The organism is Nostoc sp. (genome assembly GCF_036917675.1).
Taxonomy (GTDB): Bacteria; Cyanobacteriota; Cyanobacteriia; order Cyanobacteriales; family Nostocaceae; genus Nostoc.
This window is the reverse complement of record NZ_JBALCT010000044.1, coordinates 291,805-307,511: the sequence shown is the minus strand read 5'-3', so window position 1 is coordinate 307,511 and position 15,707 is coordinate 291,805. Positions and strand designations below refer to the sequence as shown.

General features: G+C 43.3%; 18 protein-coding genes and 1 pseudogene. 7 read left to right on the top strand and 12 right to left on the bottom strand.

Translation table 11 applies throughout. From position 1 onward, the window contains the following. Positions 1-333: 333 nt before the first annotated feature. The gene (locus V7K31_RS15545) at positions 334-1,251 is read right to left on the bottom strand and encodes a LysR family transcriptional regulator (protein ID WP_335095184.1); all 918 of its coding nucleotides are present in this window, start codon (positions 1,249-1,251) and stop codon (positions 334-336) included. Between the two features lie 103 nt (positions 1,252-1,354). Between V7K31_RS15545 and V7K31_RS15540 the strand changes: the two genes are divergently transcribed. From V7K31_RS15540 to V7K31_RS15530, 3 genes are all read left to right on the top strand, one after another. Then, positions 1,355-2,326: an NmrA/HSCARG family protein gene (locus tag V7K31_RS15540; RefSeq protein WP_335095183.1), complete on the top strand. Its 972-nt coding sequence runs from the start codon at positions 1,355-1,357 to the stop codon at positions 2,324-2,326. A 290-nt stretch (positions 2,327-2,616) separates the two neighbouring features. Beyond that, entirely contained in the window at positions 2,617-3,246 is a 630-nt protein-coding gene (locus V7K31_RS15535) for an NAD(P)-dependent oxidoreductase (RefSeq protein ID WP_335095182.1), read from the top strand. Between the two features lie 111 nt (positions 3,247-3,357). Further along, a complete protein-coding gene (locus V7K31_RS15530; protein WP_335095181.1) occupies positions 3,358-4,125 on the top strand; it encodes an SDR family NAD(P)-dependent oxidoreductase in 768 nt (255 codons plus the stop codon). Positions 4,126-4,266: 141 nt separating this feature from the next. On the opposite strand, the gene V7K31_RS15525 is transcribed toward V7K31_RS15530, so the two are convergent. Together V7K31_RS15525 and V7K31_RS15520 are read right to left on the bottom strand one after the other, a co-directional pair. Beyond that, positions 4,267-4,452, bottom strand: coding sequence for a hypothetical protein (locus tag V7K31_RS15525; protein ID WP_335095180.1), 186 nt, complete (start codon positions 4,450-4,452; stop codon positions 4,267-4,269). Positions 4,453-4,559: 107 nt separating this feature from the next. Next, positions 4,560-5,264 (bottom strand): diacylglycerol/polyprenol kinase family protein, encoded by a 705-nt coding sequence (locus V7K31_RS15520; protein ID WP_335095179.1) that lies wholly within the window; start codon positions 5,262-5,264, stop codon positions 4,560-4,562. A 61-nt stretch (positions 5,265-5,325) separates the two neighbouring features. On the opposite strand from V7K31_RS15520, the gene yidD reads away from it, so the two are divergent. The 4 genes from yidD (at position 5,326) to V7K31_RS15500 (ending at position 7,773) form a co-directional block, all read left to right on the top strand. Next, positions 5,326-5,562: a membrane protein insertion efficiency factor YidD gene (yidD, locus tag V7K31_RS15515; protein WP_335095178.1), complete on the top strand. Its 237-nt coding sequence runs from the start codon at positions 5,326-5,328 to the stop codon at positions 5,560-5,562. A 215-nt stretch (positions 5,563-5,777) separates the two neighbouring features. Next, positions 5,778-5,975, top strand: coding sequence for a hypothetical protein (locus V7K31_RS15510; RefSeq protein ID WP_335095177.1), 198 nt, complete (start codon positions 5,778-5,780; stop codon positions 5,973-5,975). 45 nt (positions 5,976-6,020) lie between these two features. After that, positions 6,021-7,112 (top strand): redox-regulated ATPase YchF, encoded by a 1,092-nt coding sequence (gene ychF / locus V7K31_RS15505; protein WP_335095176.1) that lies wholly within the window; start codon positions 6,021-6,023, stop codon positions 7,110-7,112. Between the two features lie 154 nt (positions 7,113-7,266). Beyond that, positions 7,267-7,773, top strand: coding sequence for an O-acetyl-ADP-ribose deacetylase (locus tag V7K31_RS15500; protein ID WP_335095175.1), 507 nt, complete (start codon positions 7,267-7,269; stop codon positions 7,771-7,773). On the opposite strand, the gene V7K31_RS15495 is transcribed toward V7K31_RS15500, so the two are convergent. The 9 genes and pseudogenes from V7K31_RS15495 to V7K31_RS15455 form a co-directional block, all read right to left on the bottom strand. After that, a complete protein-coding gene (locus tag V7K31_RS15495) occupies positions 7,770-8,678 on the bottom strand; it encodes a hypothetical protein (RefSeq protein ID WP_335095174.1) in 909 nt (302 codons plus the stop codon). The genes V7K31_RS15500 and V7K31_RS15495 overlap by 4 nt on opposite strands. A 349-nt stretch (positions 8,679-9,027) precedes the next feature. Further along, on the bottom strand, positions 9,028-10,773 hold the full coding sequence (gene hflX / locus V7K31_RS15490; protein ID WP_335095204.1) for a GTPase HflX: 1,746 nt from the start codon (positions 10,771-10,773) through the stop codon (positions 9,028-9,030). 197 nt (positions 10,774-10,970) lie between these two features. Beyond that, positions 10,971-11,477: a DUF3368 domain-containing protein gene (locus V7K31_RS15485; RefSeq protein WP_335095173.1), complete on the bottom strand. Its 507-nt coding sequence runs from the start codon at positions 11,475-11,477 to the stop codon at positions 10,971-10,973. Further along, positions 11,470-11,724, bottom strand: a complete 255-nt coding sequence (locus tag V7K31_RS15480) for a UPF0175 family protein (protein ID WP_229452616.1) — start codon at positions 11,722-11,724, stop codon at positions 11,470-11,472. Before V7K31_RS15480 ends, V7K31_RS15485 begins: the two co-directional genes overlap by 8 nt. A 101-nt stretch (positions 11,725-11,825) precedes the next feature. Continuing rightward, positions 11,826-12,143 (bottom strand): TPR end-of-group domain-containing protein, encoded by a 318-nt coding sequence (locus V7K31_RS15475; protein ID WP_335095172.1) that lies wholly within the window; start codon positions 12,141-12,143, stop codon positions 11,826-11,828. Next, positions 12,121-12,240: pseudogene (locus V7K31_RS15470) on the bottom strand (ATP-binding protein); the annotation flags it as partial. The pseudogene V7K31_RS15470 and the gene V7K31_RS15475, both read right to left, overlap by 23 nt. 449 nt (positions 12,241-12,689) lie before the next feature. Continuing rightward, positions 12,690-13,670: a 7,8-didemethyl-8-hydroxy-5-deazariboflavin synthase subunit CofG gene (gene cofG / locus V7K31_RS15465; protein WP_335095171.1), complete on the bottom strand. Its 981-nt coding sequence runs from the start codon at positions 13,668-13,670 to the stop codon at positions 12,690-12,692. Positions 13,671-13,964: 294 nt separating this feature from the next. Further along, positions 13,965-14,726, bottom strand: coding sequence for a beta-carotene ketolase CrtW (gene crtW / locus V7K31_RS15460; RefSeq protein ID WP_335095170.1), 762 nt, complete (start codon positions 14,724-14,726; stop codon positions 13,965-13,967). Between the two features lie 274 nt (positions 14,727-15,000). Next, the gene (locus V7K31_RS15455) at positions 15,001-15,246 is read right to left on the bottom strand and encodes a high light inducible protein (RefSeq protein WP_335095169.1); all 246 of its coding nucleotides are present in this window, start codon (positions 15,244-15,246) and stop codon (positions 15,001-15,003) included. Positions 15,247-15,707 lie beyond the last annotated feature (461 nt).

Sequence of the window (15,707 nt, the reverse complement as noted above, 5' to 3'; positions counted from 1 at the left end):
AGAACGAACCTGAATAGTTATTAGTAGATCCTGCCTCTCCCTAAAGATAGCCCATGATTACATGGACGAGGAATGCGGGACAGAATTTTGTTCAAAAGGATTTATTTTTTGTTGATTGAGCCGATACGAAAAATCGACCTTCTGCCACTTTTTTTGTTTAAAAAACTAAAGCGTTAATCAGTATATATCATAAAGGTCTAATACCTTAATATCTCTATACATTTAAATATCTCATCTGACTTTTGGCACAGTGATGCCATGTTTAGCTGATGGGTGTCGCCACTGTCTATGGCAGATAACTGGGCAGACTTCGCTTAAGCGGTTCGTAAGCGTTCAATCTACAACATCAACTCGCTTTAAAGCAGCCGTCAATTCTCTCATAAACTCAACAAAAACGCGAACTTTAGCCGAGAGATAGCGTTTTTGTGGATACAACACTGCGATCGCTAATCCAACTTGGGGCGCGTAGGGTTGGAGAATCGGTTGGAGGTCTCCACGCGCGATCGCTTTCGCGGCAATAAATTTGGGAAATTGAACCACACCGGCTCCTTGAATGATTGCGTCTAAAATAACTTCTGAATTATCGAATTGCAGATAACTGTTAACCGAAAGGTCAATCAATTTTCCATCTTGTTCAAACTTCCAGTTAGGTTCTCGTCGGGTCTGTGGAAAGATAAAGTTGACACAGCGATGCTGCAATAGTTCTGTAGGCGTTGTGGGCGTACCATACTGGGCGAGATACTGTGGCGAGGCACAAGTGATGTAGCGTGCAGTTGCCAGGTGTTGCATAAGTAAACCGCTATCGCTGATCATTCCAATCCGCACAGTCGCATCAATGCCTTCCTCAATCAGATCGATCAAGCGATCGTTAAAAGAAACATTCAGGTTTAGCTCAGGATATTGTGCGGCAAATCGCAGCAGAGCCGGAGCGATATGCAGTTTGCCAAACACAAAACTCAGATCAAGCCGCAATGTTCCCATCGGCATGGATTGCGATTGTTTGACTTCGAGTTCGGCTTCTTCCAAGTCGTTGAGAATTTGCTGACAGCGTTGATAAAATCGGTTGCCATCTTCAGTCAGTGCCAAACTGCGAGTCGTCCGATGGAGCAAGCGCACCCCCAAGTTATCTTCTAAACGCAATACGGCTCGACTCACTGCTGAAGGAGCCATGCCTAACTGTCGTGCTGCCTCCGAAAAGCTGCCATGTTGAGCGGAGTGCATAAAAATCATCAGGCTTTTGAGCTTGTCCATTCACGCAACCGCATCTTTGAATTTTTTGCATAACTGTTTTGAAGTTTAACTACTTTTTCTTTCTTTCTGTAGAAGCTACAGTACTGAATGAAAGTTGGACAAGATGAAACAAACACACAAACAGGGTGGAGAAGGTATGACGCAGAAAACAAACGAAAAACGACTCATCTTAGTCACCGGAGCCACGGGCAATCAAGGCGGGGCGGTGGCGCGTCATCTTTTGCAGCGCGGAAAGTTCACTGTTCGTGCCTTCGTGCGTGACCTAAACAAACCTGCCGCCCAAGCGCTTAAGCAAGCGGGCGCAGAGCTCGTAGAAGGAGACTTTAGCGATCGCGCTTCACTTGATCGCGCTCTGCAAGGTGCTGACGGCATTTTTTCGATGCAAAACTTCCAAGAGGGATCGGAAACTGAAATCCGTGAGGGCAAGGCTGTTGCAGACGCGGCTTTATCTGCGGGTATCCAGCATTTCGTCTACAGTTCGGTGGGGAGCGCAGAACGCAAAACCGGCATTCCGCATTTTGACAGCAAATTTCAAGTTGAAGAATATATTCGAGCGATCGGGTTGCCCTACACGATCATGCGTCCAGTTTTTTTCTTTTTCAATTACAACGCGATGCGCCCGATGATTGAAAACGGAACGCTTGCACAGCCGCTCAGTCCTGAGACGAAATTGCAGCAGCTTTCTGAAGATGATTACGGGGAAATGGTCGCCGAGGTGTTCGATCGTCCCGCAGATTTTTTGAAACGCGAGCAGGAAGTCGCCAGTGTGGACATGACCATGACAGAAATCGCTGCCGCGTTCAGCCGTGTTTTAGGAAAAACCGTTAACTACCAACAAATTCCGTTTGAAGCATTTGAGCAGCAAGCCGGAGAAGAAGTGACACTCATGTATCGCTGGTTTGAGAACGTCGGCTACGCAGCAGATTTGGCACAGTTAAAACGCGATTTTCCTGCACCGAGCGACTTTGAATCTTATTTGCGCGATCGCGCAGCCTCTCTGAAAGAGAATCGTGGTTGGATAAAACCAGGCGCAAGCGCGTCCGATGTCGAATCAAAAGCCGTACAGAAAGCTTAAGTTACCGCCAGCCGACTGGGCGTAAGGCTAATCATGTAAGGAGGCTCGTTAGTAACGAGCCTGAAGACTAGAAGGAAAGAGATAGAGATCAAAGTTCTGATAGTAGCAGCAACCGGCACATATGCCAGTCTTATTATTCCTGATCTGATACAGCGTGGTGTAACGTCTCATCCGTCCCGATTGGCTCGTCGGTTTCTGAGGTTTGTTGAGTCACGCCGAGCAGCTACAGACCTACTTGCAACAGGTGTTGCTTGCATAAATGTTGTGAGTCTTCTAAGTGAGAAACAGAGATGAAAATCTTAGTTATTGGGGCAACCGGACCGACGGGACAGCAGATTGTCGAGCAAGGACTAGCCCAGGGACACCAAGTAACTGCGCTAGTTCGTAATCCTGACAAGTTTGAAATCCAGCACAACTCCCTCCAAATTGTGAAGGGGGATATCCTTGACCCCGCCTCGCTAGATGCGGTGCAGCAACAAGATGCAGTCATTAGCTCCTTAGGCACTAAAAAAATCGGTCTTGAACCCGTGACGGTACTTTCGGAAGGCACAAAAAACTTACTTCAGGCAATGGAGCGTCACAGCGTCAAGCGCTTAATTTGCATCACCGGACTTGGAGCAGGCGATAGTAAAGCTCACGGCGGCTTGCTCTATGACAAGCTGATTCTATCGGTGATATTGAGGCGAATCTACGACGATAAAGACCGTCAGGAAGCAGAGATTCGTCAGAGCAATCTGGATTGGGTAATTGTTCGTCCAGGAATACTAACCAATCACCCGGCGAAAGGGAATTACCGAGTTCTGACTGACTTAACGGGGGTTATGGCAGGGAAAATTTCGCGGGCGGATGTGGCGGCTTTTGTCCTACAGCAGATCACCGATGATCGCTATCTGTACCAAACGCCCCTCGTTTGTTACTAACGGAGCTAAAAATGTCACTGCGATCCCGTTGCATACAGCTTCTATAAGTTATGAGTTTGAATTTCCCCTCCTGTCCTATTACAGATACATTGAAGAACAAAAGAACTAAAAATGAAAAAGCTAGAAAAAAAAGTTGCCATAGTTACTGGATCGAGTCGTGGAATTGGCAAAGAGATTGCGATGAAACTTGCTCAGGAAGGCGCTAAAGTGGTGGTCAATTACCGTAGTAGTTCTGAAAAAGCTGAAGAAGTTGTCAACCAAATCATGCAACAAGGTGGCGAAGCCACGGCAATACAAGCTGATGTAAGTCAGGTTGACCAGAGCAAACATCTGGTTGAAAAAGCAGTGGAGAAGTACGGTCAACTCGATATTCTGGTTAGTAATGCAGGTATCGAATATTTTGGAAAACTGGAGGAGATTACCTTCCAAGACTTTGAGCGCGTCTTCAGGGTAAATGTTGCCGGTCAACTGTTTGTCGTGCAGGCTGCCGCTCGCTACCTTCTCTCTGGTGGACGTATCGTGATGACTTCCTCCGTCAGTGCCCAGATTTCCGTTTTCTATCACACACTCTATGGCGCAAGCAAAGCTGCCGTTTCGGCTATGGTGCGTAACTTAGCTCCTGAACTAGGAGAGCGGGGAATAACTATCAACGCGATCGCACCCGGCGGCACAGCAACGGACATGGCGCAAGAGAATGCGAAGTATTACACACACCCAATGCTACAGAACGCAGCGCCTGAGGCTTTGCTCAAAAGCAAGACTTCGCTACAGCGTTTAGCGCAGCCAGAAGAAATCGCCGCAGCCATCACATTTTTAGTCTCCGAGGACGCTTCATATATTACTGGTAGTACGCTTGCTGTTGACGGTGGAAGGCTCTAACACTAGCCCATCTGGGCGCGGAAGGTGTCACTGTGACGAGCATGAATGATGAATTTTTGGCACTATCTCTTGTTTGCTTAATTAGTGCTTTTCTATGACTCTCACGAGATAAAAATCAGAAACCTTTATTGTCATTAGTTTTTATAAATCTAGGGTAGGTTGGGGAGGTACTGCAACAGGTGCGGTTTCCCGACTTGTCTCTTGCGCGTCTCCCCTTCTCCCAAACGGAGAGGCTAGCGCCTGCCGTAGGATGCCCGTTCGCGTAGGGTCTCCTTTAGGAGAAGGGCTGTAGGGAGAAGCAAGTGGCGTTTGAGGAACGAAACCCAACACCAAAAATCCTTGATTTTGTTGGGTTTCACTTTGTTCAACCCAACCTACAAATATTTTATTTTTTCAAAGTAATAAAAGAGCGTTAGGAATAGCACTCAAGACAATTAGTAACTCAAAACTAACTGACTTAAAAAGAAAGCAAGGGCTGCACTGCCTAAAGGAACTGTTAGATTGTCAATACCCAAAAATGAAACAGCTTCTAAAGCAGTAGCTATAAATGCCACTATCAGCGATATCGCCCAAGTTTGCCAACTGTTTCCTTGAGTTCCAACTAAAATCAAACTACTGACGAGATAGCTAACGAGCATCATAGTTAGGGAGCCTTCCCAACTTTTTTGCGTCCCAAAAACTTTATACTTGTGTGTACCAAAGCGTTGCCCAATCAAGGCTGCTAATCCATCTCCCCAAGTCATGATCAAAATTCCTAGTGCTGCGTATTGGGGTTGTTGCAAGTACCAGAACCAAGCGACTAAAATACCGAAACTGACAGAGTAAAAAAACGTCCCTAAACTTTGGCGTCCAACGCTATTAATACCAGGAAGAATGGGCAATCGGTAGGATAATAAGGTGATTGCACTCGCTAAAATTGAAGCTGTAATCCCTACACTGGCAGGAATATCGAGCCACCAAGCGATTAAAATCACATTACCAGTGCCAATATGAACTATCTTCCGCACGATTTCTGGCTTGTCGGCGAAGCGGTTTACCACCCATGCAATCAGGAGGATGAGTAATACCCAGATTGCAGCCAACGCAATTTGCAGCCATAAAACCGGAATTGAGGTGAAGTCAGAAAATGTAGTTAACAAAGATGCAACAAAATGAAAATTTTTACCCCTGTTACTAATTTATAAGATTTGGGTAACTGCTATGAAATTATTATTTATTTGGCTGATTCGGGGCTACCGAATGTTTATCTCGCCGTTGTTTCTCCCGACTTGTCGCTTTCAACCAACTTGTTCGATGTATGCTATTGAAGCTATTGAACGATTTGGGGTGTTGCGTGGTGGCTGGATGGCAACTCGGCGGATTTTGCGCTGTCATCCGTTTCATCCAGGTGGTTATGATCCAGTGCCAGAGGTGGTAGAAAAGGTGAAGGAGCAGTAGTTTGGTAAAGTTTTGCGTAAAATTGTGGGGAATTGAGGGTGGAATTTAAACGCAAAGGGGCGCGGAGGGAACCGCAGAGGGGCGCAGAGAATTCTAATGAGAAGAGGGGTAAATTATTAAAGGATGTGTTCGTGGGTATAGCTATTTGGGGAGATGTCAACAGATGAGGTTGTCATCTACCGTGGGAAGGTTAAATAATTTAATTTGGACTTACCATGATTAATCCTACTGCGATTTCTATACCCGAACCACAAATTCCCAATCCTGGCCCGAATCCGCTACCGAGTCCGCAACCTGTACCGGGGCCAGGGATTCCTCAACCGTTACCTGGGCCTGTACCAGAACCAGTACCTGCTCCCATTCCTCAGACAGTTCCAGGGCCAATTCCCCAAACCATACCGGAACCTGTTTAGATTACCTTGGTAATGTAATCCAAAATCTAAAATCTAAAATCAAAAATGCTAAGAGCCGGAATTGTCGGACTTCCCAACGTCGGAAAATCTACTTTATTTAATGCTGTAGTTGCTAATGCCAAGGCAGAAGCAGCTAACTTCCCTTTTTGCACGATTGAACCGAATGTCGGCGTTGTCGCAGTACCGGATGAACGGTTAAATGTTCTTGCTAAGATTGCCAGTTCGGCCCAAACTATCCCGGCGCGGGTTGAATTTGTTGATATTGCCGGTTTAGTTAAAGGTGCAAGTCAGGGTGAGGGACTAGGGAATCAATTCCTGTCCCACATCAGGGAAGTTGATGCGATCGTCCATGTGGTACGTTGTTTTGAGAATGACGATATTATTCACGTTGCTGGTTCTGTTGACCCAGCGCGAGATATTGAAATCATTAATATAGAACTGGGTTTATCAGATTTATCACAAATTGAGCGGCGAATTGACCGCACTCGCAAACAAGCTCGTACAAGCAAAGATGCACAGTTTGAAGTCTCAGTTTTGGAAAAATTAGCTGCGGCTTTAAATGAAGGTAAATCGGTGCGTCAGGTGAGCTTGAATGAAGAAGAAACAGAAATTATTAAAGGACTAGAACTGCTGACTTATAAACCGATTATCTACGCGGCGAATGTATCTGAGGATGAGTTGGCAACTGGTAATCATTTTGTGGAAACAGTGCGGCAAATTGCAGCGACAGAAAATGCCCAAGTTGTGATTGTTTCGGCCCAAGTTGAAGCGGAATTAGTGGAATTACCAGAGTCAGATAAAGCTGATTTTCTTGCTTCTTTAGGTGTGGAAGAAGGCGGTTTGAAATCATTGATTCGTGCAACTTACTTGCTTTTAGGCTTGCGGACATATTTCACTTGTGGCCCCAAAGAAACCCGCGCTTGGACAATTAATGCCGGAATGTCTGCACCTCAAGCTGCTGGTGTAATCCACAGTGATTTTGAGCGGGGATTTATTCGCGCCGAAACTGTCGCTTATAAAGATTTGGTAACTACTGGTTCGATGAATGCTGCGAAGGAGAAAGGGTTGGTTCGCAGTGAAGGGAAAGAGTATGTTGTGCAGGAAGGGGATGTAATGTTGTTCCGATTTAATGTGTAGTTGTAATTAATCAGTGGCCGTTATCAATCAGATAATGGTCAATCTACACTAAGTTGCGATCGCACCAATAATCTTGACAAAATGCTATGTATATGTATTATAAGGTCGCAAATTAACAGCAATCAGTTCGATTTTTTAACCAAGCTCAAGTTTTATGGAAGTTATTTTGGGTGATATTACAAAGCTACAAGTTGATGCAATTGTAAATGCTGCAAATACAAGTCTGCTTGGAGGTAGTGGAGTAGATGGAGCAATACACAGAGCAGCTGGAGCAGAACTTGTTAATGAATGTAGATCGCTTAGAGGATGCAAAATTGGCGATGCCAAGCTCACCAAAGGATATCGCTTGCCTGCAAGCTTTATCATTCATACAGTGGGTCCAGTATGGCGAGGAGGTAATAATAAAGAACCCGAACTTCTAGCTCAGTGTTACTACAAGTGTATGCAAATCGCGGCCGATAAAGAATTTAATACTTTGGCATTTCCTTGCATTAGTACTGGTATTTATAAATATCCTAAGATTCTGGCTGCTGAGATTGCAGTGAAAATATCCGAGGAACAATTACAAAAGAATGGTCGCCCTCAAAGAGTAATTTTTTGTTGCTACGATCAAGAAAACTATGAAATTTATACAAAAGCTTTATCTGAAAGGATAGATTAACTTCCACCCACAATGTATACATAAGAACCTAAATTCTCGTCATCTGTACCAACAACCACACCGCCTTCCGCACCGGGAACAAGTTCTATCCCTTCAATTTTGTGGTAGTTAGAGCGGTAGAGGGGAACAAGTTGAGGATTTTGTTGCCATGCAATTTTGTTACCATGCAATCCCAAGTAACCAGCGACATATACGGCTGATTGAAATGGGCCATCATCTCCGGCATCACTTGCTGAGGTGATGTACACAATTCCTACGGGGTCTACTTTCATATCTGAAATATGGCGAACATTGCCAGATGGAAACGGTACTTTCAGATTGGCAGAACCTGCGAGAGTAATTTGATATTTAGCGAAGTCAAACACTCCCCAAAAAATAGTTGCTGGTTGTTCTGCTTTACCTCGATGTGCCCAAATAGCAACTAATTTGCCGTCTATATTTTGTAATCCAAATGCTTCAAAATTATTTCCTTGAATAACTCCTGGGAGATTGAATTCCTTGAGAATCGAGATGGTTTTGTTGGCAGGGTCTAACTTGATGTAATAAGCTTTTCCAGAACTGCTTAAAGCGATAAAAGAGGATTTTGTTTTCTCTGGAACAGATGTTAAAGCTTCTAAGTCGATGGGCAATTCTGTGTTATTTGGCCAGTTCAAGGGGAAATATTCAGGTTGGTTCTTACCCTTAATGCTGATGATTGCTAAACGACCTTGGTTTTTTTGTTTGTTGTCATGGACAATCAGAAAATCGAGTGTATAGCTTTGCTGTTTTATCAAAGCCATACCACTGATACCGAAAGGGATACCACCGCGAACCGGACGCCAATCTTGGGCCCAAACTTGCTGGGATATGAGTAACAATGCACCCAAGACTATTATATTGATGATTAACCTGAGAAACCGAGGCATATTGATTTAGCCAAGCTGTGAGTATCGCTAAGAGAAGTGTGTTAGCGGATGCTCAATCATATCAATAAAGTAGCCTTTTGTACTCACAGCTATCCGGTTATTTACGTATCAAATTTATAATTTTGGATTTTGATTAAATGTATTTTATTTATACTACTAATTGAAGTGCGAAGTGTGGGTTTTAAATCAATATGCTTGGGTTAAAACCAAAAAACAAAACCAGCGAAGGTTGGGGAGCCGAGATTTTATGAAGATGAAATGAAGAGGGGAAGGCGATTTAGCCTTCCCCAAAGTTAAAAATTTAGGACACTAATAATAAGATGCTGACGCGGAATTTGCTACTCAAGTTTTAACCATAGTCAACGGCGTATTCAATCAGCTGGGCAAGACGCTGACGTAGGGTTTCTAATCCCAAGCGCTGACTCGCAGAAATAAACACCGCTAAGGGAAATTCTTCCCTAGCTAAAGCTAGTGTCTCACTATCGGCTTGATCAATCTTGTTAAAAATAACCAGCGCCGGCCCAGGAGTTATTGGCATTTGCGCCAAGATTTCTCTGACTGAGCGAATATGACGCAACCAAGCAGGGTGAGACAAATCTACTAAATGTAGTAGGGCATCGGCTTCTGTGACTTCCTCCAAGGTGGCGCGGAAGGCATCCATTAAGGATGCAGGGAGTTCGTGTATAAACCCTACCGTATCTGTAATAAGAATTTCCTGATGTTCATTTGTTTCGCCATAAGGAATCACTAGGCGGCGGGTAGTAGGATCGAGGGTGGCAAATAACTGGTCGGCTGTATAAACTTCTGCATTCGTGAGAGCATTCAGCAAAGTGGACTTGCCGGCGTTAGTATATCCAACCAAAGCCACTGAGGGAACTTCTCGATGCTGCCGTCGCTGCCGTAACCGCGAACGATGTGCCTGCAACTGGTTCACTTCTTTTTGTAGTCGGGAAATGCGTTGCCCAATGGCACGTCTTTCTGTTTCCAGTTTGGTTTCACCAGGACCACGAGTCCCAATACCACCACCCAATCGGGACATCGTGCGACCTCTACCAGCCAGTCGCGGTTGCATATATTCTAGCTGTGCTAATTCTACTTGCAACTTACCAGCACGGGACTGAGCGCGTTGGGCAAAGATATCCAAAATCACTTCGGTGCGATCAACCACCCGAATACCAATTTGCATTTCTAAGTTGCGGACTTGGGAGGGTGAAAGATCGCGGTTAAAGACGACAAGATTAACTCCTAGTGTTTGGGCCGTTAGGGCAATTTCTTGCACCTTACCTTCGCCAACTACGGTTTGGGGATGAACGCGCGATCGCTTTTGTTGTATTGTCTGTAATACGTCTCCCCCAGCAGTATCAACTAAACGTGCCAATTCCACTAGGGTGTCTTGGAATTGTAGGGGAGTTATCTCACTGGTCATCACCCCGACAATCAGCACGCGATCGTGGTCAGCATCTACTTCCTGGGCGATAAATTCGCGCTGGAATTCCGCTTCCAGATTTTCTACCAAGTCTACTAAATCTTGCTCTGCCAGATCATCCAAGCTCAGAGGTGGCGATATATTCCAACTTGGGGATTGGATTTGGCTTTGCTCTACCTTGAGAGCAGCAGGACTAGTAATCAGGGTGCGAGACTCTTGGGGTGTCAGATGAGCTAGATAAGCTTCTTTGACATACCCAGTCGCACCGCCTCCCCGCCGTGTAAATCCCGTTCCGGTAATGTTTAGGACAACTAGGGCATCTAAGCGTTGCAGTGCCATAGCCGTGAGCGCCGCCTCATTTGGCGGTTCTGGCTTCAGATGGGTGGCAATACAACGAATACCACTGAGTCGTTCTGCACCGTAACGAGGTAATTCCAGGGGTGGAATTTGCGTTTGACGCGGTGTGCCTACCCCGACGCGAATCACTTGTCCGCGACGGTTGATGTAGGCGCACACAGGCTGATTGACTTCTGTGCTAATTGCTGCCAGACGCTGGGAAAAGTCAGGCGTGGTGATGCGATCGCCTGGTATGCGCTGGTGATACAGCCGCTGTAGTTGCTTCAGCTGGCTGGATTTCAGACCTTGGAGATTTCCAAAAATAGTCTCTATAGGCGTTTATGACCAGTTAAATGGCCCCCCGAATCCTTATATGTCTATTTTACAATAGGGTTTAGGCTCCTATCTCTCTCCTTTGAGGGATGCATTATGAATTAGTTCACGGGAGGTATTTATTTGACGCTATTTTGGTGCTGTTTGTCTGCATCTATCCAGCAATGGTAATAACACGCACCGCCTCAAGACAAAACTTAAGGATCTATTTCACTAGTTTGTTGAAGTGCAAAATTGATAATAGTTTCACTTAGCCTAATTCCACGAGCAATCATTCTGTCAATTGCTTGTTTAATATCAATAGGGTATCCTTCTCGGTGTCCACGCAACAAAATACCGATAGTACCTGTAACAGAAAGACCGCTTAACCTGGCAACTCGTCTACCAGCTGCTTCATCAATGCAAACAGTCTGGATATTTTCATTGAGCGCAAGTTGGATAACAGAAGCTTCTCCTAAATCTAAAGAATTAAGTAAGAATGGAGAAATATTAGTTAAGGGTATTTGCGATTTTTGTAACCAATCGGCATCCTCAAATTCACTAACCGCAAATCTGCTTGCACCTCCAGCAAGTATTTCTTGACAAACTTCAAAAGGAACCAAAACCTGAGTATACAAAGATTGAAGAATTCTTAAATCTCCTATTGCCGCTATTATAGAAATAATGGGTGCTGTGTTGATAACAATTATATTACTTTCAAGCATTTGCTAAATCAGATATAAGTTCCTCTTCTGTTAAATCAATCATCGCTACACCATAACGGTGTAAATTAAGTAAAAAAGTTACCCTATCTATACCTGCTAATTGTGCAGCTAAACCAGAAGAAATACGTTTCATTTCAAATAGTTTAACTGCCATCGCCATTTTTGCTTCTTGCTCAAACTGTTCTCGCGTTTGCTGTAAGGCATCTGGTAAAGTTTCTGGATAGTCAATTTTAAGTTGTGACATGATTTTTATCAGAACGATCGCTTTTAATTTCAGTTAATATTTTCAGTGAAAGTGGGAAGCCGATCGCTACATTAATTCCTACATTAGTTTAGTGTTTATAGCGGTTATTGAATTAATGCTTGAAAACGCTCATCTTCACGGATACCATCAAAATCTGAGTTGGTTTTTGCCCATTCACGCCATTCATCAGGACTTATATTAATTGCTTTTTGCAGGTTTTCCAGCGTTTGCTCAATATTACCCTGAAGTGCATAGTAGCAAGCTTTATTGTACCAAGCTTGGTGTAAATCTGGTTTAAAATTCAGTGCTTGGTCGTAGGATGCGATCGCTTCTTCAAAGCGTCCTAATTTATCTAGCGCATAGCCCCGATTGTACCAAGCTTGATGGTAATCAGGTTTAAATTTCAGTATCTCCCCGCACATCCTGACAATCTACATATTTTGGATCACCTGCGGGTAAGAGTTCAAAAGGGTTAAAGGCGTTGTAGAGGTTTGAGAGTAAGTCATCATTATTACGCATAGGTAAAAAATATAGCAATGATACTTATAATAATTGAGATTATAGAGTATTGAGGTAGATAAACGGAGCTAAAAGACTCGTTAACGAAGTTCAGAGGTGGATGAACGTAGTTCAAAGACTCGTTAGCAAAAAAACTACTATAGGGCTTCTCAATTGCATGGCAAGACGATTCGGTTAAGGTTATTGATGAAAATAATAGATCCCAAAGACGCGATAAATCGCAGTCAGGACAAAGGACTGATTATTGTAAAGACGGCGATTTATCGCGTCTCTTGCCTTAACCGAACAGTATTGAATTGGATGGAATACAGACCTAACCCCCAGCCCCAACCCTTGTAGCGTTGGGGAGTAAGATTCAAAGCCTCTCTCCTTTTTGGAGAGAGGTCAAAACTGTACTGCACCCAAGCGAGAACCGCTATATTAAAATGGGAAAATTTCTACTTCCGTTCTTACAAAAGATAAACTGGGGTTAGAGTCTTTCGCCACTGTCTCACGGCTGTTTGCAATTCCCCCGACAACCAGCTATCAAATTGCGGATAAACTGGCAAACGGGCTACTAATTCCCACCCCGCAGGCTGTAAAATTTCTCTTAATGCCTGTTCCTGAACATGAGGATAATCGGGATTCACTTCATCTTTTGGCCCAATTCCGCCTAAGTCTCGCGCACCAGCTTCGATACAAGCGATTAACCATCGGTCATCTTTAACTAAATTTGGCGGAATTTGAATCGTAATATCTGGCGGTAAAATCTGACGCGCCCTGAAAATGACTTCGGGTAACTGATGGGGGTCAAAAGGTGGTGCATCAAAAGTTTGTTGATGTCCTGGACTATGAGGTTGCAAGATGACTTCTTGAATGTGTCCATAACGTTGATGCAGTTGAGATATAGCTGTTAATGTTTCCCACCAATCATCTACAGTTTCCCCAATTCCCAAAAGCAACCCAGTTGTAAAGGGAATTTTTAACTCTCCCGCCCATTGCAATTGTTGTAAACGGACTTCTGGTAATTTACTCGGTGCGTGCCGATGTACAGTATTTAACAATGTTGGCGTTAACTGTTCCAACATCAGCCCCATCGAAACATTTACACCCTTGAGCTTTTGCATTTCCTCAAAACTCAGAGGACCCGCATTTGTGTGCGGTAAAAACCCCATTGAAAGCGCTAATTCACACAAATCATAAATCCGCCCAAACCACGCCTGACGCCTTGTTGAATGGGGATGCACTTCACCACTGAGTATGAGGATTTCACAGATTTTTTCGCTTTGAAGTCGTTTTAAAATACTGTTTGCATCTGAAAGACTCATCCAGGGACTTTTACCCGGTTCACTGCGAAAGTTGCAATAACTACAACGATTAAAGCACTCGTAAGTCGGAACGATTGTATAAGCAGGGCTATAGGTGACAAGACGAGAATTATTAATTGGCATCAGCAGGATAATCTAAAAGAATGCCTTGCTTAAACTATATACAGCAGATTGCAACTTGGTGAGGTACAGATCATCGTAGAGGCACAATATGTTGTGCCCCTACCCGTGTACTTCATTTACCTGCAATACGCTGTATATTACAGTATGACGATTGTTTTCATGATATAGCCTTTCCTAATAAGAATGAGGTACAGCTTAATCTCCCCTCTCCTTAGTAAGGAGAGGGGCTGGGGGTGAGGTTTTGATCCCATATACTTCATGCACCTATGAACCGCTATATTAGATCAACAAAAACTATTTTGCTTTGTAAATTTCTGGTAACTGCCACCAACTAATATGAGGATATTCGTGATGTTCTTCATGGTAACCGAAATGATAGCAAGTGATAAATGACCACCAAATTGGACGGGGACTTGTTTGGGAACAATGAGGCTGAATATAACCTCCTATGGGTTCGCTATGAGGTAGGAAAGTACCAAAATAAAATAATTGGAATGAACTTAAAAGCGAGGGAATCACCCAAAAGTAATTTAAGTTATCAGTGGGTATATGGAGTATGTATTTAGCAAAGTTATAAATAATGGTTAGAGCAATTATTTGTCCCCAACTCCAGTAAGCTTTCATAAAATGAAAATACCAAGCAAAGAAATTTTTGTGTTTACCATTATGGAAATCTGGGTCTATTTGACTTGCTGGATTATGGTGATGCATCCAATGTTTTTTCAATAATTTTTTATAGGGTAAAAGACCATAAAAAGATAGGGTTAATGTCCCAACAAGATGATTAATCTTGCTGTTCTGGGGAAACACTACCCCATGCATGGCATCATGAGATGTAATAAATAATCCCGTATATAAAAATGTTTGCCACAGTATAACAGGCAATAACATCCAAAATTTTAACTTGGATATGTCAAGGGAAAGTAATAAACTCAGGCTAATAACCCATGCGCTAACAATGACAATAGCAATGAAAAGTCCCTTAAACTGAGATTTACTTTTCACTACTGGGGTCAGTTTTGGTTGATGACTGGGTGGTTGTTCTAATTGAATCACGCTTTTACTCGCCTAGTATTCAGGTGAAAATTCCTAAAATATAGTCACCACAAAAAGTGCTAACCACGAGCCAGAAAACTGCTTTAGTGGTCAGTGTTTTGCATTGGACAGTGCCAATACTTTAAAATGTTTATAAATATTAAGATACTTTAACTATTATTACACATACAAGCCGATACCAACAAATATTTTTGGTAGAGACGTTGGACAATATACGTGATGACACTGTGAAAAAGAGTAATTATGGGAACTAGTGTTTTCCATATAGTCCTTTCTAAACAGCCGAAGCTGGCGAAAAGGATGGTAACAAATTAGCGGGAAGAGTAGGATATGGTATGAAGTGGAGTAATTCCCGCATGACGCTGTAGCGGTTAAGATGCCAAATTAGGTAAGCGACAAAACCAACTATAGCTAAAGAACCGTTCCAAAGTTTGGACCCAGGAGTAAACCCCAACTCTAAAGCATTACGAGCTTTGCCATTATATGCGTTTTCTGTTGTATCATTTGGGTAAAGTCCCATTGTTGATTTTACTGAAGAACTAAATTATGTTTCTGATCATGTTTAACCAATAAATTAGAGCTATCTATCCGTCTCTAGTACTAAAGTGTAAACAAGTCTAAAGTATGAGATTTTCAAGATTCCCAGGAATTACTTTCAAATTAGCGAAATAGTACTTCAGATATCAAAAAAAATCTAACGAAAGTTAGAAGGTTTTATGAGTGTTATTGCCCAATTTTTGCTAGATAAGTTAAAGGGGTGGAGCCGCTTACTAAAAGTGAATCATCTTGGAAAAAGGAAGGATTATTATAGCGGTTCCCATTTAGATGAGGTACAACATTATATCGCAAGGTCTAGGGGCACGGCAGTGCCGTGCCCCTACGGGTGTACCTTACTAGGTTGGGAAACGCTATAGCTTAGGGACTTCCAGAGAATAAATTACCCAATTTATTCAGATGATATTTTTCTTTTCCCCCTGCTCC